The organism is Curtobacterium sp. MCBD17_040, assembly GCF_003234805.2.
Lineage (GTDB): Bacteria > Actinomycetota > Actinomycetes > Actinomycetales > Microbacteriaceae > Curtobacterium.
Genome location: NZ_CP126273.1, coordinates 3,317,930 through 3,335,829 on the forward strand (window position 1 = coordinate 3,317,930; position 17,900 = coordinate 3,335,829).

The window sequence follows — 17,900 nt, forward strand, 5'->3', positions numbered from 1 at the left end:
GCAGAAGCACCACGACGTGTGCTCCTTGCGCCAGCGCTCCCCTGCGGAGCAGGATGCCGGAGGTACCGCGGTGCCGTGATGATCGTCGAAGCCCAGGCCGACTTGTCTGCCGACCGATCACCGGCACCGCGTCGGAGGCATCGTCCATGACGACTGCGCGCTCGCTCCTGTCCTCGGTCCTCGGACCGTTCCGGTCGACCGGTGCCCGGTACGGCCGTGTCCTCGACCACCCCGGGGCGCTGGCGTTCTTCCTCCCCGCGGCCGTTGCGCGTCTCGGCGTCGCGATGACCGGGCTCGGGCTGCTGTTCTCGATCCAGCACGCGTCGGGATCGTTCGCGGTCGCAGGCGCTTCCACGGCCGGTTTCTCGATCGCGGAGGCCGTGGCGGGTCCACAGGTCGCTCGCCTCGTGGACCGGTGGGGGCAGACGGTGACGGTCCCGGTGATCGTCGCCGCTCACGCTGCCGCGGTCGCTGCGGCCATCACCACCGCGGGGAGCGCACCGGTCCCGGTCACGCTCGCGGCCGTGATGGTCGCCGGGGCCGTGACGCCCCAGCCCGGAGCCCTGTCGGCGGCGCGGTGGTCGCACCTCCTGACGGATGGGCCGGCGCTCCGCGTCGCCTTCTCCCTCGAGGCGAACGTCAACGACGTCGTGTTCCTGTCCGGTCCGATCCTCGTCACCCTCGCCAGTACCTCCCTCGTCCCGTGGGCGGGTTCGGCCGCGGCCGCGACACTCGTCGCCCTCGGCGGCGGCACGCTGTCGCTGCAACCGCGCACCGCACCAGCGCCGCGTCGCGGTCGGGGACGCGGCCGGAACAGGACCCGGACCTCACTCCTCGCTCCGGACTTCCTCGCCGCACTCGGCGTCAACCTCGGGCTCGGGTGCTTCTTCGGCGCTGTTCCGCTCCTCGTCACCGCCGCGGCGAGCGCTCGCGGGATGCTGTCCCTCACCGGTCTCGTCCTCGCCGTCCCCAGCGCCGCGAGCATCATCGCGGGCCTCGTGTACGGGTCGATGCGGGCGACCCCGCGTCCCCAGGCGGCGCAGCTGGTCGCGACGCTCGTGCTCACGGTCGCCGTGCTCGTCGGCGTCGCCTGGCCCACGCTGCTCGGGCTGGCGATCATGCTGACCATCGGCGGAACAGCGATCGCCCCGCTACTCGCGTCGTCCTCCCAGATCGTGCAGGCGACGGTCGACGGATCAGCACTGACGCAGGGGTTCACCTGGATCAACTCCGCCTCCGCGATCGGCATCGCGATGAGCGCATCGCTCACCGGAGCGCTGATCACGCATGGTGGGGTTCGAGCCGCGACCATGCCGCTCGTGGTCCTCGTGCTGGCCGCGGTGGCGTCCGCCGCGCTGTCGTTCCGGTACGCCCGGACCCGGAGTGCGTCGGATCCGTCGGCATGATCGATCCGCCACCAGGCGGCGCCAGCTGGGCCATCGGCGCGCCGTCTGCCGTCCTCGCTGGTACGAGGAGCGATGCCGCGCCGGCGAAGACGGGTGCGTTCATCGCGGTGTGCGCCTGATGGACACACGGCTCTGCTGCCACCGGGCCTCCCGACCGGTGTCGGACCGCGCGTCGCCGATCCCCACCATGAGCGCCGGAGTGGAGGGCCGTCCAGCGCGGGTGGATCCGGGATCAGGGGTGATCTTCGTCACGGGTTGACTATGGGCGTGCCGACGACCGCTGAGATTCTCGACTTCGACGAGCCGCCCGTGCCGGCGGGAGCCAGCCCGTGGGTGGTCCCGCCGAAGGCCACCGTCATCAGTGTCGTCGACCCGGACCCTGAATGGCCGCAGCTCGCATCGACGGTGAGCAACCTGATCATCGATGCTCTCGACGTTCGCGCGCTCCGTGTCGAGCACGTCGGGTCCACGTCTGTTCCTGGGCTCGCGGCGAAACCGGTACTCGACCTGGACCTGACGGTCGCAGATCCCTCCGACGAACGTGTCTGGCTGCCGCGGTTGGAAGCAGCGGGCTTCGTCCTCACGGTGCGCGAGCCCTGGTGGCACGAGCATCGCCTCCTCCAGGGAGCCCCTGCAAGCAACCGGGCGGCAGCGCCGGTTCCCGGGATCCCCGTGAACCTGCACGTCTTCGGGCCGGACAGTCCGGAGCTGGTCAAGCACGTGGTGTTCCGGAACTGGCTCCGACACGACACCGCGGATCGCGAACGCTACGCGACCGTCAAGCGTCAGGCCGCACAGCAGCCAGCGCAACGCATGTCGGACTACAACGCCCGCAAGGCCGCAGTCATCCGAGAGATCTACGAGCGCGCCCTCGCGGCCGCCGGCTTCATCGAAGGCGACTAGAGAGACCTGGCCACGCTGGCAAGCGCTCTCACGGCGGTGCGCGGAAGCGGATGACGCGTCGTGATCACGCAGGACGCGCTCACCACTCGGACAGGCCACACCGGCGGAGCACCTCGTCCACGACGACATCGAGCGGCTGACTGGCATCGACGTGCACGCCATCGCGCGGCACGGTGCCGGTCGCATGGAGTGCGTGAACGAGGGCCCGCTCTTCCAGCCGGCCCGTCCCGGCCCATTCGTCATCGCCCCGCGCCTCCAGGCGTCGCTCGAGCGTTGCCCGATCGATCATCAGGACGAAGACGTCGTCGAAGACGTCGATGAACGATTCGACGTTGCGCGATCCTCCGCAGAAGAAGGTGACCGGATCTGACTGGTCCGCCGCGATCGAGCGGACCCTGTCTACCTGCCAGATGTGGTGGTGGTGAACGGCTGTCCCGGTCACACCATCGACAGGCGCCCCTGTCTTCGGGTCCCCCTGGTAGGCGAGTTCTCGATCGCCGTCGATCGCTGGGAAACCACGGCGACGCAGTTCGTGGCACACCGACGTCTTCCCTGTTCCGGAGACGCCTTCGACGAGGTAGTTCCGCTTCCCCACGAGGGCACGGTAGCCCTCGGCGATGGATCTCTGAAGCCCATCGGCTACTGGACACACCGGAGGGTGGCCGGATGCTCGTACAGGTGTCCGGAGCGCGTTGAGCCCCAGGGTGGAACGTGTCGGAAGGGCGTCGACGCCAGGCGTACGATTTCTTGAAGTCGAGACGATTTGTCTCGACAAGCCTGGTGATCACCACCTAGCTCACCCTCGTCACTGTCGACAGGAGACCTCCATGTCCGATTCCACCGCACCCGACAGCCACACGAACGTGGTTCCGCAGTCCACGCAGGCTTCCACCTGGACTGAGCAGATCACTCCGGGTCGTTTCTCCGGCCAGACCGTCATCGTCACCGGGGCCGCGTCCGGCATCGGTCGTGCCACGGCGTCACGCGTTGCACGCGAAGGCGGGCGGGTCGTGGCCGTCGACATCACCGCCGACCGCCTCTCAGATCTGCTTGCGGAACTGCCCGACGCCGACATCGTGCCGGTGGGTGGCGACATCACCTCGCAGGCAGACGTCGACGCGATCGTCGCAGCCGCCGGTGGCCAGATCGACGCTCTCGCCAACGTCGCCGGCATCGCCGACGACTTCTCCCCCATCGACGAGACGAGCGACGCCGTCTGGGAGCGCGTGATGGGCGTCAACGTCACCGGCACTTTCAAGCTCACCCGAGCCGTGCTGCCCGTCATGCTCGAAGCAGGCAGGGGCTCCGTCGTCAACATCATCAGCGGCGCCGCGCTCCTCGGTAGCGGTTCAGGAGCGGCCTACACCGCGTCCAAGCACGCGGTCCTGGGCCTGACCCGCTCCGCAGCGTTCATGTATGCGCAGCGAGGACTGCGTGTCAACGCTGTCGCTCCGGGCGCGGTCGCCACGAACATCGGCTCCTCCTCGAAGCTCTCGGAGAAGGGCCAGGAGCGGTTGGCGCCGTTCTTCGCACTGCTACCGAGCATCGCGGCGCCCGCCGAGCTCGCTGCCTCGATCACGTTCTTGCTCAGCAAGGACGGTGTGAACATCAACGGTGCCGTCCTCTCCAGCGACGGCGGCGTCTCCGTTCAGTAGTCCGCACCACGGCTGGCCGCGCCGGCCGGAGTCGTGATGCCGCGAGGATGGCTGTATGGCCAAGAGCACAGGACGACTCCGCAATGAAGAGACACGCTTGGCGATCCTCGACGCGACACGCTCGGAGCTGGCCAGCCGTGGATGGGACACGCTGTCGTTCGAGCGAATCGCCGCGGTAGCTGGCGTCGGCAAACAAACCCTGTATCGATGGTGGCCGACGAAAGCGGCGCTGGTTTCGGAGATGGTCACCGCGGGCGGCATCCTCCCGGTAGGTCCCGTTGCCGTCTCCGATGACGTCCACGCCGACGTCACTGCGTGGATGCTGGCCGTCGCGCGTGTTTACGACGACCCCGATGCAGCCGCCGTACTCCAGGCCATCATCGCGGCTGTTGCCGAAGATGCTGACCTCTCCGCGAACTACGACGAACGGATCACGACTGCCGCCCGCACGCGGCTCGCGGAACGACTGCGACTGGCGGTGGAGGCTGGTGCGCTCCCCCCGGACCTCAGGATCGACACGGTCACGCAGGTCTTCCTGGCGATGGTCCTATGGTGCCTCGTCACCCGCCGCCCGCTCGATGGGACCCTCGTCAAAGATCTCGTCGCGGCAACGTTGCCGGTGCCTCCCGACGGGTACGCACTCACTTAGCCTGAGCAATCTCTGGGAGCCGCCGGTTCAGAAGGCCAATCCCCCCACGCTGTGAGGAGAGCTCCGCCTTCGAGAGTCTTGTATGAAGGTCTTGGATCAGGCTACTGCGGCTCGTACTGCGCGCCACGGCTGAGCATCGTGTATCGGAGTCGGGGGCACAGTTGGTCCATGGCGAGCAACGAGAGCCGTATCGACGTCGAAGGTGAAGTGGCCTTCATCGAGTTGGCGCTGCGAGCACGGGGCCTACAGGTCGATGCAGACGCCATCGAGCGAGTCCGCCGGGTGCTGCAAGGAGCGCTCTCTCGAGACCAGGCGAGGTGAGAAATCGTCGCCAAGTACGGCCGGCCTGCGTCCCGATAGCCGACCAACTACCGAACGTCTTCCCGCGTTGCCCTGCGACGGGGTTTCTCGTCTGGCTACTTCACCCACGGTCGTTGACCGCGCACCGCTCGAGCAGCGGGTCTGCTGATATCGCGCTCAGCAAGGCGGTTCGGGATCCTGAACGTTCAGCTCTGGTGCGGAGCCTTTCTCGGCCAACGCACGATCTGCTTCCGCTGCAAGGTAGGCGGTGATGTCGATGGGCTGAGTCGGGGGGAGATGGATGTCTTCGGGGCGGACGGGGTGCTGCATCAGCTGTCACTTTCGTTCTACGAGTAGAGGACGAAGGGCCCCGGTGTGCTCACCAGGGCCCTTCGGAGTGTCAGCCGACGAGGACTCGTGGCTGGTCCTGCGCGGCGGGTGTCGCGGCGTCGTGCTTGTCGAGGGCGTGGCCTTCGACGTCGACGTCGGGGAGGACCTTGTCCAGCCACTTCGGGATCCACCAGGCGGAGCGGCCGAGGAGGGACAGCGCGGCTGGCATCAGGACCATGCGGACGATGAACGCGTCCGCGGCGACGCCGACGAGGAGCCCGAACGCGATCGAGGCGCCGATCGCGAACTCCCCGGTGGCGAACCCGCCGAAGACGACGATCATGATGCTCGCCGCAGCGACGAGGACGGGACCGGATCGGGAGAAGCCCTCGCGGATGGCCTGCTTGGGGTCACGGCCCTTGCGGTACATCTCCTGGATGCGGGAGACGAGGAACACCTGGTAGTCCATCGCGAGTCCGAAGAGCACTCCGACGAGCAGCAGCGGCAGGATGCTCAGCATCGGGTCGCCCTGCGGTGCTGGCAGGAAGTCCAGCCACCCCCACTGGAACACTGCGACGCTCGCCCCGAACGACGCGCCGACGGAGAGCAGGTATCCGAGGGTCGCGATCACGGGAATGAGCAGCGACCGGAACAGGACGATGAGCAGGATGATCGAGATGACGACGATGACGATGACGTACTTCACCAGCGCACGTGCGAGCTGGTCGTCGGAGTCGATGCCGATCGCGGTTTCACCGGTGACCTCGAGGTGCGTTCCGCTGATGGTGTCAGCGTCGTCGCGGATCTGGTGCACCAGGTCCTTGGTGGAGTCGTCGATCGGTCCCTCGGTCGGAATGACGGTGATACGTGCGTAGTCCCCGTCGGAACTGACCTGAGCGGGAACGACCTGCTGCACGCCGTCGAGACCGGTGAGTTCGTTCTCGATCGCGGCGGTCTTCGAGGTGATGTTGTCACCCTCAGCCAGGACGATCAGGGGGCTCTGGATGCCGCCGAACTCGTCGACGATGAGGTTGTAGGCGGTGCGTTCGGTGGACTCCGGGTCGGACCCGCCAGGGACGTTGGAGGCGGTCTTCATGCTGAGCATGGGGAGCGCGACGACGACCAGGACGAGGACGCCGCCCAGGAGAGACACGATCGGGCGCTTCACGACGAAGCTGCCCCACGAGCGGAGGACGCCGCGCTTCTGCGGGCCGTCGTCGGTGAAGAGTTCCCCGCGTTGCAGCGCTGCGCGCTGCTTCTTCGACAGCGCCTTGACGCCCATGAACCGCATCAGTGCCGGCAGCAGGGTGAGCGAGAGCAGGACGGCGACGGCGACCGCGAACGCTGCGGCGACACCCATCTCGGTGATGTAGCTGAGGTTCGCGACCATGAGCGCGACGAGCGCGACGACGACGGTCGTGCCAGCGAAGACCACAGCGGTGCCGGCCGTACCGGTTGCGCGAGCGATCGCGTCGTCGACCCTCCGACCGGAACGGAGCTCGGTCTTGAAGCGGGACAGGATGAACAGGCTGTAGTCGATACCGACTGCCAGGCCGAGCATGGTTGCGAGGATGATCGCGTTGTCACCGATCGGGGTGAGTGCGCCGTAGGCGAGGACACCGATGAGGCCGACACCGACGCCGAAGACAGCGACGAGGAGATTGATGCCCGCAGCGAGCAGCGATCCGAACGTGATCGCGAGGATGACGAACGCGATGATGACGCCGGCGCCTTCACTCGGGCTGGTGGCCGGGGCGCCGAGGGGCACGAGGTTCCCGCCGAGCTCGACACCGAGCCCCGGAGGGGCGTTCTCCTGCAGCTCGAGGGCTGCGTCGTAGTACTTCGTCTCCTGCTTCTTCGTCAGGTCGCCGTAGGTCATCGTGGCGACGGCCACCGTGCGGTCCTTGGAGATGTAGGGCTGTTCCGCGTTCAGTGGGTCGCTGACGGACTTGACGCCGTCGACCGTCCGAGCCTTCGCGAGGAACGACTCGAGCTGCTTCGCAGTCGTCGCGTCCGTGACGTTGCCGGACTTCGGTTGGAACACCAGCTGCAGGGACGCGGTGTCCGAGGCAGTCTTGGAAGGGAATTCCTTGTTCATCCGCTCCAACGCTTGGGAGGCCTTGGTGTCGGGGATGCTCGTGGTCGCGGCACCCTTGTCGATGCCGCTGCCGACGATGAAGATGCCGATCAGCACGGCCATGATCAGGAGCCACGCTCCGATCACCAGCCATCGGAACCGGGCGCTGAAGCGCCCGAGGTGGGACAGGAACGTGGACATGCGGTTTCCTTCGTCGTCGTGGTTGCGATGTGCGAACAACGTCAACGATCCCGATCCGAGCGCTTCGACACGGCCTCCTTTCGCACCGTTCGGGCTACTCCATTTGCAGTAGATCCCGCCCTTTCCTTGCACAACCAGTAGGCGCGACATCGGCGGGCCGACGCTCATTGAGCGGCGGCCGGTTCCGAAGGGTGGGGGTCAGATCAGGCGACGAAGCGGACCTCCCGCTCTGAGACACAGCACCGCTACCCGTCGAGGTCGCCAGCGGACGGTGCTGCGATTCTCGTGGTCATCGTCGTCCTTCCGAGCCAGTGTGTGCGCCAGCCCATCTGGGTGGAGTGATCGGGTCAGGAGTTGGTGACGGCGAGCTCGGGCACGAGGACTTCGTCGATCGAGGTCTGCCGCCATTCCCGGAGCAGGCGGTGGAACCGGACGGGCCCGGGGCTGTACCCGCCGCCCCCACGCTTCCGGGTGCCCTCGCCGTTGTAGTAACCGGGCGTGCACTCCGCCAGGAACGCCGCGTTGTCCACCTCCACCTCGTGGATCGTCGCCAACCACCGGTCTTCGGCTTCGACGGTGGGCTCGACCTGCCGTGCGCCATCGTCGCGAGCGTGCTCCAGGATCGCGGCGATGTGCGTGGCCTGCTCCTGCAGGATGTGCACGAAGTTCACAGAGTTCGCGTTCTGCAGCGCTCCGAGGTGGAAGAGGTTCGGGAAGCCGTGCGACACGAATCCGTGCAGTGTCCGGGGACCTCGTGCCCACGCTTCGAGCAGTTGCGTTCCGTCCCGGCCGTGCACCGGCAGTGTTCCGGAGATGACGCCCGAGACGCCGGTCTCGAACCCGGTGGCGAAAACGACGGCGTCGACCTCGTACTCCGTGTCGCCGACCACCACACCGGTCTCGGTCATGGCGGTGATTCCCCCGGTGTCGGCGGTGTCGACCAGGGTCACGTTCGGCCGGTTGAAGGCCTGCAGGTACTTGTCACTGAACGTCGGCCGCTTGCACATGTACCGGTACCAGGGCTTGAGGATCTCTGCGGTCGCCGGATCCGTGACGACGGCATCGACGCGTGCACGGATCTGGTCCATCTTGCGGGCGTCCGCGATCTCGATCAGCCGGTCGCGTTCCTCCGGGTCGAGCGTGTCCTCCGTCTGCCCGGTCAGCATCGTGCGTTGCAGCGCTGCGGTGGAGGTCCAGCCGTCCTGAATCAGGTCCACCTCGGTCTCTTCGCCGGAGACGACCGCGAGGAAGTTCTCCATGCGTTCCTGCTGCCATCCGGTCGGGAGGCCCGTGGTCCAGTCCGCGGGCAGATCGCGATTGTCGCGGACGTCCACACTCGACGGGGTCCGCTGGAAAACGGTGAGGTGCGCAGCGTCCTCGGCGACGAGGGGGATCACCTGGATGCCCGTCGCACCGGTCCCGACCACCGCGACGCGCTTGTCGGCAAGGCCGGTCATCCCCCCGGCCTGGTCACCACCGGTGTAGCCGTAGTCCCACCGACTCGTGTGGAACGTGTGTCCCCTGAAGTTCTCCATCCCGGGGATCGCGGGGAGCTTGGGCTGAGATAGCGACCCGGAGGAGACGATGACGTACCGTGCGCGCATCGTGTCGCCGCGGTCGGTCCGGACTGCCCAGTCCGCGGTGTCGTCGTCCCAGCGGAGGTCGGTGACCCGGGTGTGGAAGAGCACGTCGTCGTACAGGTCAAAGTGCCTCGCCATCGCCATCGCGTGCCGGCGGATCTCCTCGCCGGGCGCGTACCGGCGAGTGGGGACGGTTCCGACTTCCTCGAGCAGCGGCATGTACACCGAGGCTTCAATGTCGCAGTGGATACCCGGGTACCGGTTCCAGTACCAGGTACCGCCGAAGTCGCCGCCCTCCTCGGTCATGCGGATGTCCGTGAAGCCCGCCTGGCGCAGCCGCGCCCCGGTCAGGAGTCCGCCGAACCCGCCGCCCACGATGAGCACCTCGACGCGGTCGGTCTTCGCCGGACGATCCGAACGGCGCGTGTACGGGTCCGTCGCCCAGTACCCGTACGCGCCGCGCATGCCCTGGTACTGCCGGAGCCCGTCAGGACGGATGCGTCGGTCGCGTTCGACCCGGTACCGGGCGCGCAACGCCTCCAGGTCCGCTTCGCGCATGCTGCTGTCCGTGGCGATGTCCGTCATCGTGCTCCTTGAGATGGGCGGGGCGGCAACAGCTGTTGCCGCCCCAGCGAGTCAATCGCCGTACCCTTTTTAACTCAATCGCTTGATTTACACTCCCGGGAGATTTCCACCTACCGCGAAGGGGGTCCCCCGAAGGGTGGACCAGGCTCAGGATGGCGACTGCCCGGCAGCGCGCGGAGACGTCACCGCCTCGGCCATCCACAAGGACGACACGACGTCGATCAGAGAGTCCGCCACGGCGGACCAGTTCGCCCAGATGCGAGCACCGCCTCGCTCCAGCGCGCGTTCGTGTTCCGCGATCACCTGCGTCAGGAGGATTCGGCCCATCGTCATCCGCTCAACACGCACCGGCGCTGGGAGGTCCGGGAGGCAGCGCTGGATGCCATGCGCGATGCGCATGAGGCCCGGTGCTTCTCGAGCTTCGTCCATCGCGATGTCAGCCCAGGCGGGATCCGTCGCGACCTGCGCGCTGAACCGGCCGTACCAGGTCGGTGATCCCAGGGACTCGAGATGGGTGGTCGTCGGACGCACGAAACAGGCGATCCAGTCGCGGATGTCGTTCCGCCCCTCGACTCGCTGCAGTTCGGCAAGTCGGAGCGCGTTGATGGCGTGCTGGTGCCGGGCGAGGATCGCGCGGATGAGATCTGCTTTGCCTCCGAAGTGGTACCCGACCGCCGCGGTGTTCCCCTGCCCGGCGGCCTCTCCGATCTGCCGTCCTGACACGTGTGCGATGCCGTACTCACCGAAGAGCTGCTCGGCCGCCGTGAGGATCGCGTCCCGGGTTGCAGCCACACGTGACGCTCGGGTCCTCTGCTGGGCATCAGTCATGGTGCTGGGCATCAGTCATGGCGGCTCCTCCCGTTCCCAGGAGCCTAACGACCGTCCATGTTCCCGAAGGGCTTCCCGAACGGTCATTGCGTCCGCGTGCTGCGCGCGGCCGAGTCAGGCGAGAAGGCCGGCCTGGTAGGCGTACGCGACCAGTTGGGCCCGGTCACGGGCGCCGACCTTCGCCATCGCACGGCTCGCGTGGGTCTTCACCGTGAACGGTGAGACGAACAACTCCGCTGCGATGGTGTCATTGTCGTGCCCCGCCGCGATGCTGAGCACCACGTCGCGCTCGCGGGCGGTCAGAGCGAGGAACCGGTCGGCGAGGTCGGCGTCGATGACGCGGCCCGGGCTGTCGGTGACGTGCCCGATGAGCGCGGCAGAGGCTGCTGCGGACAGGGCACCTCCCCCGGCGATGACTTCCTGCAGACTGGCGATGAGCTCGGCTGGTCCGACGCCCTTGCCGAGGAACCCGTTCGCGCCGGCCCGGAGCGCGGCGAGGACGGTGTCGTCGTGCTCGAAAGTGGTCAGCACGACGATGCGGGTCTGCTCGGACGGGATCCGCTCCCGGATCCGTCGCGTCGTTTCGACGCCGTCGATCCCGGGCATGCGGACGTCCATGAGGATGAGATCGACGTCGTGATCGTTGAGGAAGGTGAGGGCGGCGAACCCGTCCGCTGCTTCACCGACGACGGTGAAGTCCGGGTGCGCGTCGATGATGGTGCGCAGTCCGAGCCGGATCATCTCTTGGTCATCGACCAACAGCACGTGTGTCACGAGCTGGCTCCTTCGTTCCATGGGATTCGTGCTGTGACGGTGAAGACATCCTCGTCGGTCCCAAGCTGCAGGGTTCCGCCGGCGGACTCAACGCGTTCGCGCATCCCGATGAGTCCATATCCGCTGCCGTGTGCGGTCGGCGGCGTGGACGCGACCGGGTTCGTGACGCTGATCACCACATCAGCCTCGTCCGTCAGCACCGTCAGCGCGGCCTCACCGGTGCCGTACCGGTGGGCGTTCGTCAACGCTTCTTGCGCCACGCGGAACACCGTCACCCCGACGGCCTCGTGCACCCGGCGAGCTTGGTCGGTGATTTGCGCGTCGATCGATAGGCCAGCGTCCTGGAACGAGGCGGCCAGCTCGTCGATCGTCGACAGGCCGGGTGTCGGTCGGTGCACGTCGTCGTGGTCGGCGTCGTCGCTGCGGAGCATCGCCAGCGTGCGTTGCGTGTCGCTGAGGATCGACCGCACGGCGGTGCGCGCCGCGACCAGCGATCGCTGGGTCGCGGCGTCGTCGCGGCCGGCGGTGACTTCGACCGCGCCGATGTGCATGCTCACGACGGCGACCTGGTGGCCGACGATGTCGTGCAGGTCGCGGGCGATGCGGACCCGCTCTTCGGCCACTCGCCGTTCGGCTTCGGCCTCCCGTGTCGCGATCGCGTCGCGGGTGCGCTGCTCGAGGGACTCCCAGTACTGTCGCTGCAGCCGAAGTGCCGCGCCCACGGCACCACCGGCGACGACGGCGACGATGACCGCGACGGCGTCGAGACCGACCGCGCGGCCCGCGGAGAGGAAGCTGGCGAGTCCGAAGATGACGGCCATCGCCAGCGCTGTGATCCCGATGCTGCGCGTTGGCGGCAAGCCGCGCAAGGTGAGTGCGAACAGGACGAACACCACGACGGTGCACTCGCCGATCGGCTCCCGCCCTCCGACGATCACCACGACGACGCCCGCCATCGTCAACGTGAGTCCGACCTGCGGTAGACGGGCGGCGACGAGCGCGCCGGCGAGGGTCACGAGTGCGCCGATGCCGGCGAGCAGACCGTCGCCGTTGGTGACGATGACGACCAGTTCCACGATCATGGCGGTCACGCTCACCCAGAGCGGGAGGCGCTCGAGCACGGGTTGCGTGCGCAGCCACAGCGGGCGCGGCGTCGCGGGCCCGCCGGGCGTCGGAACGGTCATCCCCTGAGTCTGGGGTAGGCCGGTGCCGGTCGTGTACTCCATCTGCATCAGGTTCCTCGGTTCTGGGGAACGACGCCGACGGGTGTCGCTGCGGTGATGCTGGTCGGCCATAGCCGCACCGATGGAAGGACACCTCATGACCACGCTTCTTCCCGCTCGCCCCGCCCGGACGGCGATGTTCATCTCGACGCCGGCGGAGCTCGACGACGAATCTGACCAGCGGGACCACACCTCTCGTTCTCGGACGATCGCACGGGTCCCGTTGCTGCCGGTGTGGGCGGCGATCGCTGCCACGAGCGCCGTGTTGCGGTTTGCCGGCTTCATGGTGCTGGCCGCTTCGATGCTCCTCCAAAGTGCAGCGTGGGGCATGATCTCCCGGTGACGGATCCACCGACGCTGCACGGCGTGCAACGCGGTTCAGCGGAGGTGTTCGAGTAGGTGCGCGGTGAACGCGGCCATGAGCGTGTCGAGGGTCGCTTTCGGCGTGGAGCTTGCGTAGTAGAAGTCGTGGTCGACGTCGTCGAACCGTCGGGTCTCGACCGCGCGCCGACGGCTACCGCTCGCGCGGTGAACTCCTCGATGGAGGGGCGCAGCGTGTCGTGCTCCGCGGTGACGACCAGGGTCGGTGGCAGTGCCCGGAGCTCGGCGTCGGAGAGGAAGCTGGGCGAGACGAGGGGATCTTTCCGGTCGGTGTCCTCCAGCGGGTAGGCCGTGTCGACCATCTCGAGCATCCCGGCGTTCACGAACGGCTTCTCGATCAGCAAGGTCGCTTCGGCGGGCGGGATCGACAGGTCCACGGCGGGCACGATGAGGGCGGCAGCGCGAACAGCGGGGCCGTGCTCGCGGGTGGTCTGCGTGAGGGTGCCGAGGGCGAGGTTCCCCCCGGCGCTGCTGCCAGTCACCGCGATCCGGGTGCCGTCCCATCCCATGGTGTCCCCAGAGCGGGCGACCCACCTGAGCACGTCGAAGCACTCCCCCAACGCCTGTGGGAACCGGGCTTTGGGAGCTGTGCTGTAGTCGACGTTGACGACGACTGTGCCGACTTCGCCCGCGATCCCTCGAGCGAGGTGGTTGTCCTGCAGCGGGTTCCCGATCACGAACCCACCACCGTGGGTGTTGATGACCACCGGCGGGGTGGCACTGTTGGCGGCGAGCGGGGCGTCCGCGGGAGGCCGTGTGATGTAGCAGCGGACTGACCCGTGACGGGTGGGGATGTGCACGATCTCGTTGTCCGGAACCGCTCGGGAGGTCAACTCCACCTTCGGCGCCCGGATGATTCGTGTGACGAGCGTTGACATCGCCCAGGTGCGGACGCGCATGCCGAGAGGGGCGGCCATGATGGTCTCTTTCTGTGGCGTGGCTACTGGTGCAGGCGTGCGGGTCGAGCGTGTTCGTCGGTGCCTTTCGCGGGCCGGGGATGGAGGGAGGAGCCGCCGCTGACGGCCCCTCCTTCTGTCCGGCTACTTGTCGCGACGGGTCCCGGCTCGAACGGTGTCCGAGCCTGAGGCGGCTGCGGCTGCAGCCGGCTGGCCGGCTGCAGCGGCGTCCTGTCGCGCCTTCTCGAGTTCGTCGGCTTCTGCGCCGCCGATCGCTTCGCCGCGGGCCACCATGCCGGCCGTGTCGGAGAGCTTGATCTGCGGCAGGAACAGCGCGAGGAGGAACGCGGCGGCGATGAACGGCAGCAGGTACCAGAACACCGGCGCGAGGGAGTCGGCGTACGCGTTCACGATGCCGTTCTGCACCGCCTCGGGGAGCTTCGCCACGGTCGCGGGGTCGATGCTGCCCGCCGAGGACGCCGCATCCGTCGCGGAACCGCCGGCGCCGCGGAACACGTCCGTCAGCGAGGTGGTCAAACGTGCGGTGAACAGTGCACCGAAGACGGCGGTGCCGAGGGAGGCGCCGACCTCGCGGAAGTAGTTGTTCGTCGAGGTGGCGGTGCCGACCTGCTCGGCGGGTACGGCGTTCTGTGCGACGAGGACCACGACCTGCATGATGAGGCCGAGGCCGGCGCCGAAGACGAACAGGTAGACGCAGATCAGCCAGATCGGGGTGTCCGCAGCCAGCTGCGTCAAGCACAGCATCGCGGCGGCGACGAGGATCGTGCCGACAATCGGGAACATCCGGTAGCGGCCGGTCTTCGTGATGAGGTTGCCGGATACGACGGAGGTGCCGATGAGGCCGACCATCATCGGGAGCATGAGGAGCCCCGAGACTGCGGCCGAGGTGCCGGACGCCATCTGCAGGAACGTGGGAACGAACCCGATGGCGGCGAACATGCCGATGCCGAGCACGAGGCCGATGCCGGTCGCGAGCAGGAAGGTACGGTTGCGGAAGAACGACATCGGGAGCACCGGGTCCTCGACGCGGGACTCGACGAGCACGAGGAGGGCCGCGGCGACGACGAGGCCGGCGAACCAGGCCCAGGTCTCGGGGGCGTCCCAGCCGTGGTCCTTGTTGCCGCCGAACTCGGAGAAGAACACCAGGCAGGTGGTGGCGGCGGACATGAGGAGCACGCCGAGGACGTCGATCTTCTTCTCGGCCTTCTTGGTCGGCAGGGTGAGTGCGAACCAGGCGATGAAGAACGCGGCGATCCCGACGGGGATGTTGATGTAGAAGGCCCAGTTCCAGGTGAGGTGGTCGACGAAGAACCCACCGAGCAGCGGGCCGCCGATCGCCGAGAGGCCGAAGATCGCACCGAGCGGGCCGAGGTACTTGCCGCGCTGCGACGCGGGCACGATGTCGGCAATGATCGCCTGCGACAGGATCATCAGACCGCCACCGCCGAGGCCCTGCACCGCACGCCACACGATCAGCTGCGTGAAGTCACCGGCGAACGCGCAGCCGGCCGATGCGATGGTGAACAGCGCGATGGCGATGAGGAACAGGTTCCGCCGACCCAGGACGTCGCCGAACTTGCCGTAGATCGGCATCACGATCGTGGAGGCCAGCAGGTAGCCCGTGGTCAGCCACGCCTGGTGCGCGACACCGCCGAGCTCGCCCACGATGGTGGGCATCGCCGTGGACACGATGGTCTGGTCGAGGCTCGACAGCAGCATGCCCGCGATGAGCGCCGAGAAGATGGTCCAGATGCGGCGCTGGGTGAGCAGGAGTGGCCCGTCGGACCGTCCTGCCCGTTTCGCGCTCTTGGTCGAGCTCATGGGGTGTGCTCCAGTTCGTTGATCGAGTGTGCCGCCGAGAGCGGCGCACTGCTGGCCGGGACAGCGGGGCTGTCCGAGTTCGCCATCGCTGTGACAAGGCGGAAGTTGGTGCGGAGGATGTCCTCGAAGGGCGGCCCGTCGTCATCGGCGAAGAACCGCCACGCGGTCGCTTTGAGCAGTGCGCCGATGATCTCGGCAACGAGCCGCCCGCGGTCGTCGGCCGGGTCTGTCCATCCGAATCGGGAGCGCAGGGCGTCGCCGACGAGGTTCATCTGCCGGTCGGTCGCGGTGACGAATCGCGCCACGAGGGAGGGCTCGCGTTCCAGGACGTCCCGCATGAGGGCTTCTTCGCCGCGGTCGAGGCCGACGACATGGAGATGTTCGATCGCCAGGGCGACCGCCGCTTCGAAGGGGGCGAGGTCGGGGTCGACCGCCGCTCCCGCAGCGAAGGTGGCAAGCAGGTCGTCTTCGACGCCGAGCTCGATCCCGAGCACGACGTCTTCCTTCGACGCGAAGTGGTTGAAGAACGTCCGGCGGGACACACCAACTTCTTCGCAGAGCTGCTCGATGGTGAACCCGTTCAGGCCGTCCGCGATCGTCCGGCGACGGGCCGTGGCGATCATGCGACGGCGAAGCAGTCGCGTCCGCTCAGATGTGTTCACACTCTGCAGCTTTGCACTTTGCGAGGCACAGTGCAACTGCTTGAAGTTGGAGTGCAGACTTCGCTGGCCGTGCGGCATGGATGCGACAACGCTCCGTGGTACGGACGGAAGTATCCGGCACCACGGAGCGTCGTGGATCCGCGGGTGGATCAGGCCGTGTGGAAGCGGCGGAAGGTCTCCTCGAGCGTCTCGGTCGGGTGACCGATCAGCGTGGAGAGGACCGTCGAGGGTCCGTCGAGCGCGCCGTCGGCGACGGCGGCGTCGAGGCCGACGAGGAACCCGATCGTGCCTTCGTCGAGACCTGCAGCGACGAGTGCCTCCTGGTGCTCCTCCGACGAGACGCCGGCGTACGCGACGTCGCGTCCGAGGACACGGCTGGCGGTGGCGGCGAACTCGGCGCCGTCCCAGGCGGTGTCGCCGGCGAGCTCGAGTGTCTCGCCGCGATGCGCGTCCGTTGCGGCGACGACGGCTGCCGCTTCGGCGTAGTCGGAGCGGGAGGCCGAGGCGATCCGGCCGGTGCCGCTGCTGGCGAGCCACTGGCTGGTCGCGGCGATCTGGGCGAACGCCTGCTCGTAGTTCTCGTTGTACCAGTTGTTCCGGAGCACGGTCGCGGTGACGGGTGAGGCCGCGAGGAGGTCCTCGGTGGCCTTGTGCTCGGGTGCGACGAACAGCGTCGACGTGTCGGCGTGGGGAGCGCTGGTGTAGACGATGTGCTGCACGCCGGCCTGTTCCGCGGCGCGGATGGCGTTGGTGTGCTGTGGGACACGCTGGCCCACCTCGCTGCCGGAGACGAGCACCAGGGTCTCGATGCCGTGGAACGCGGCCTGGAGGGCGTCCGGGTCGGTGTAGTCGGCGACTGCGGTGCGGACACCGTGGTCGAGGAACAGTGTCGAGAGGCGGTCGGCGTTGCGGCCGACCGCGACGACGTCATCGGCAGCGAGGCCGCGGGCGAGGAGGTGCTCGACGATCAGGCGGCCGAGTTGACCGGTCGCGCCAGTGACGGCGATCGTCACTTGATGACCCCGAGACCGTCGGTCCATCCGATCTGCTCGGAGACGGCCAGGCCCATCTGGAGGTAGCCGATGCCCTCGAGCTCGTGGGCGCGGGCGAGGGGGCCGGCGTCGTACGCGTCGAGGCCACCGGCGGTGATCGCTTCGCGGAGGGCGGCCTTCGCGTCGGCGTCGTCGCCGGCGATGAGGACGGCGGTCTTCTTGCCGCCGACGCTCTTCGCGGCAAGCGCGGAGGCGAAGTTGGTGTTGAACGCCTTGACGACGCGGGACTCGGGCAGGCGGGCGGCGAGGTCCGCGGCGCCGCTGCCGGCGTCGAAGGCGACGGGCTGGAAGGTGGCGAAGTCGACGGTGTTGGTGATGTCGACGACGGTCTTGCCGCCGAGGGCGGCCTTGTACTTGTCGGCGATCTCGGGGAGGGCCGCGTACGGGACGGCGAGGACGACGATGTCGCCGGCGAAGGAGGTGGGCTCGTCGGAGTGCTTGATGGACTCGACGGTGGCGCCGCCGTCGGAGAAGACGGAGGCGATCGCGGTGCCCATGTTGCCGGTGCCGAGGATGCTGATGCTGGTCATGATGTGTGCTCCTGTTTCAGAGGTGG

At 67.9% G+C, this 17,900-nt stretch carries 16 protein-coding genes; 5 read left to right on the plus strand and 11 right to left on the minus strand.

Annotated elements, in window-relative coordinates; genetic code table 11:
• Positions 1 to 146 precede the first annotated feature (146 nt).
• Positions 147 to 1,406 carry an MFS transporter gene (locus DEI94_RS15610; RefSeq protein WP_111027257.1) on the plus strand — a complete coding sequence of 420 codons (1,260 nt, stop codon included), beginning with the start codon at positions 147 to 149 and terminating at the stop codon, positions 1,404 to 1,406.
• A gap of 267 nt (positions 1,407 to 1,673) precedes the next feature.
• Complete coding sequence (locus DEI94_RS15615; protein ID WP_258376569.1) at positions 1,674 to 2,309, plus strand: GrpB family protein; 636 nt, start codon at positions 1,674 to 1,676, stop codon at positions 2,307 to 2,309.
• Between the two features lie 79 nt (positions 2,310 to 2,388).
• Here DEI94_RS15615 and DEI94_RS15620 read toward each other — a convergent pair whose 3' ends face one another.
• Positions 2,389 to 2,904 carry an AAA family ATPase gene (locus tag DEI94_RS15620; RefSeq protein ID WP_111027259.1) on the minus strand — a complete coding sequence of 172 codons (516 nt, stop codon included), beginning with the start codon at positions 2,902 to 2,904 and terminating at the stop codon, positions 2,389 to 2,391.
• A gap of 109 nt (positions 2,905 to 3,013) precedes the next feature.
• Between DEI94_RS15620 and DEI94_RS15625 the strand changes: the two genes are divergently transcribed.
• The 3 genes from DEI94_RS15625 to DEI94_RS15635 all read left to right on the plus strand — a co-directional run bounded on the left by DEI94_RS15625 (position 3,014) and on the right by DEI94_RS15635 (position 4,934).
• Positions 3,014 to 3,964 carry an SDR family NAD(P)-dependent oxidoreductase gene (locus tag DEI94_RS15625; RefSeq protein WP_258371934.1) on the plus strand — a complete coding sequence of 317 codons (951 nt, stop codon included), beginning with the start codon at positions 3,014 to 3,016 and terminating at the stop codon, positions 3,962 to 3,964.
• Between the two features lie 55 nt (positions 3,965 to 4,019).
• Positions 4,020 to 4,613 (plus strand): TetR/AcrR family transcriptional regulator, encoded by a 594-nt coding sequence (locus DEI94_RS15630; RefSeq protein WP_111027261.1) that lies wholly within the window; start codon positions 4,020 to 4,022, stop codon positions 4,611 to 4,613.
• Between the two features lie 168 nt (positions 4,614 to 4,781).
• Positions 4,782 to 4,934, plus strand: a complete 153-nt coding sequence (locus DEI94_RS15635) for a hypothetical protein (protein WP_181436115.1) — start codon at positions 4,782 to 4,784, stop codon at positions 4,932 to 4,934.
• A 379-nt stretch (positions 4,935 to 5,313) separates the two neighbouring features.
• On the opposite strand, the gene DEI94_RS15640 is transcribed toward DEI94_RS15635, so the two are convergent.
• From DEI94_RS15640 to DEI94_RS15685, 10 genes are all read right to left on the minus strand, one after another.
• Entirely contained in the window at positions 5,314 to 7,521 is a 2,208-nt protein-coding gene (locus DEI94_RS15640; protein ID WP_111027262.1) for an MMPL family transporter, read from the minus strand.
• 347 nt (positions 7,522 to 7,868) lie between these two features.
• Complete coding sequence (locus DEI94_RS15645) at positions 7,869 to 9,686, minus strand: flavin-containing monooxygenase (RefSeq protein WP_111014270.1); 1,818 nt, start codon at positions 9,684 to 9,686, stop codon at positions 7,869 to 7,871.
• A 147-nt stretch (positions 9,687 to 9,833) separates the two neighbouring features.
• Entirely contained in the window at positions 9,834 to 10,478 is a 645-nt protein-coding gene (locus DEI94_RS15650; protein WP_284183719.1) for a TetR/AcrR family transcriptional regulator, read from the minus strand.
• Between the two features lie 150 nt (positions 10,479 to 10,628).
• The gene (locus DEI94_RS15655) at positions 10,629 to 11,288 is read right to left on the minus strand and encodes a response regulator transcription factor (protein WP_111014269.1); all 660 of its coding nucleotides are present in this window, start codon (positions 11,286 to 11,288) and stop codon (positions 10,629 to 10,631) included.
• Positions 11,285 to 12,520, minus strand: a complete 1,236-nt coding sequence (locus DEI94_RS15660; RefSeq protein WP_284183720.1) for a sensor histidine kinase — start codon at positions 12,518 to 12,520, stop codon at positions 11,285 to 11,287. The genes DEI94_RS15655 and DEI94_RS15660 overlap by 4 nt, the downstream gene beginning before the upstream one ends.
• A 272-nt stretch (positions 12,521 to 12,792) precedes the next feature.
• Positions 12,793 to 13,809, minus strand: a complete 1,017-nt coding sequence (locus tag DEI94_RS15665; RefSeq protein ID WP_111027264.1) for an alpha/beta hydrolase — start codon at positions 13,807 to 13,809, stop codon at positions 12,793 to 12,795.
• A 123-nt stretch (positions 13,810 to 13,932) separates the two neighbouring features.
• Positions 13,933 to 15,630 (minus strand): MDR family MFS transporter, encoded by a 1,698-nt coding sequence (locus DEI94_RS15670; protein WP_111027265.1) that lies wholly within the window; start codon positions 15,628 to 15,630, stop codon positions 13,933 to 13,935.
• The gene (locus tag DEI94_RS15675) at positions 15,627 to 16,370 is read right to left on the minus strand and encodes a TetR/AcrR family transcriptional regulator (protein ID WP_284183721.1); all 744 of its coding nucleotides are present in this window, start codon (positions 16,368 to 16,370) and stop codon (positions 15,627 to 15,629) included. Before DEI94_RS15675 ends, DEI94_RS15670 begins: the two co-directional genes overlap by 4 nt.
• Positions 16,371 to 16,441: 71 nt before the next feature.
• A complete protein-coding gene (locus DEI94_RS15680) occupies positions 16,442 to 17,305 on the minus strand; it encodes an SDR family oxidoreductase (RefSeq protein WP_111027266.1) in 864 nt (287 codons plus the stop codon).
• Positions 17,302 to 17,874, minus strand: coding sequence for an NADPH-dependent F420 reductase (locus DEI94_RS15685; RefSeq protein ID WP_111014262.1), 573 nt, complete (start codon positions 17,872 to 17,874; stop codon positions 17,302 to 17,304). The genes DEI94_RS15680 and DEI94_RS15685 overlap by 4 nt, the downstream gene beginning before the upstream one ends.
• Positions 17,875 to 17,900 lie beyond the last annotated feature (26 nt).

Coding starts and splice junctions, on each gene's coding strand:
- DEI94_RS15685 (WP_111014262.1), bottom strand. CDS start 17,874: ATGACCAGCATCAGCATCCTCGGCACCGGCAACATGGGCACCGCGATC.
- DEI94_RS15645 (WP_111014270.1), bottom strand. CDS start 9,686: ATGACGGACATCGCCACGGACAGCAGCATGCGCGAAGCGGACCTGGAG.
- DEI94_RS15660 (WP_284183720.1), bottom strand. CDS start 12,520: ATGCAGATGGAGTACACGACCGGCACCGGCCTACCCCAGACTCAGGGG.
- DEI94_RS15665 (WP_111027264.1), bottom strand. CDS start 13,809: ATGGCCGCCCCTCTCGGCATGCGCGTCCGCACCTGGGCGATGTCAACG.
- DEI94_RS15635 (WP_181436115.1), top strand. CDS start 4,782: ATGGCGAGCAACGAGAGCCGTATCGACGTCGAAGGTGAAGTGGCCTTC.
- DEI94_RS15675 (WP_284183721.1), bottom strand. CDS start 16,370: ATGCCGCACGGCCAGCGAAGTCTGCACTCCAACTTCAAGCAGTTGCAC.
- DEI94_RS15630 (WP_111027261.1), top strand. CDS start 4,020: ATGGCCAAGAGCACAGGACGACTCCGCAATGAAGAGACACGCTTGGCG.
- DEI94_RS15640 (WP_111027262.1), bottom strand. CDS start 7,521: ATGTCCACGTTCCTGTCCCACCTCGGGCGCTTCAGCGCCCGGTTCCGA.
- DEI94_RS15670 (WP_111027265.1), bottom strand. CDS start 15,630: ATGAGCTCGACCAAGAGCGCGAAACGGGCAGGACGGTCCGACGGGCCA.
- DEI94_RS15610 (WP_111027257.1), top strand. CDS start 147: ATGACGACTGCGCGCTCGCTCCTGTCCTCGGTCCTCGGACCGTTCCGG.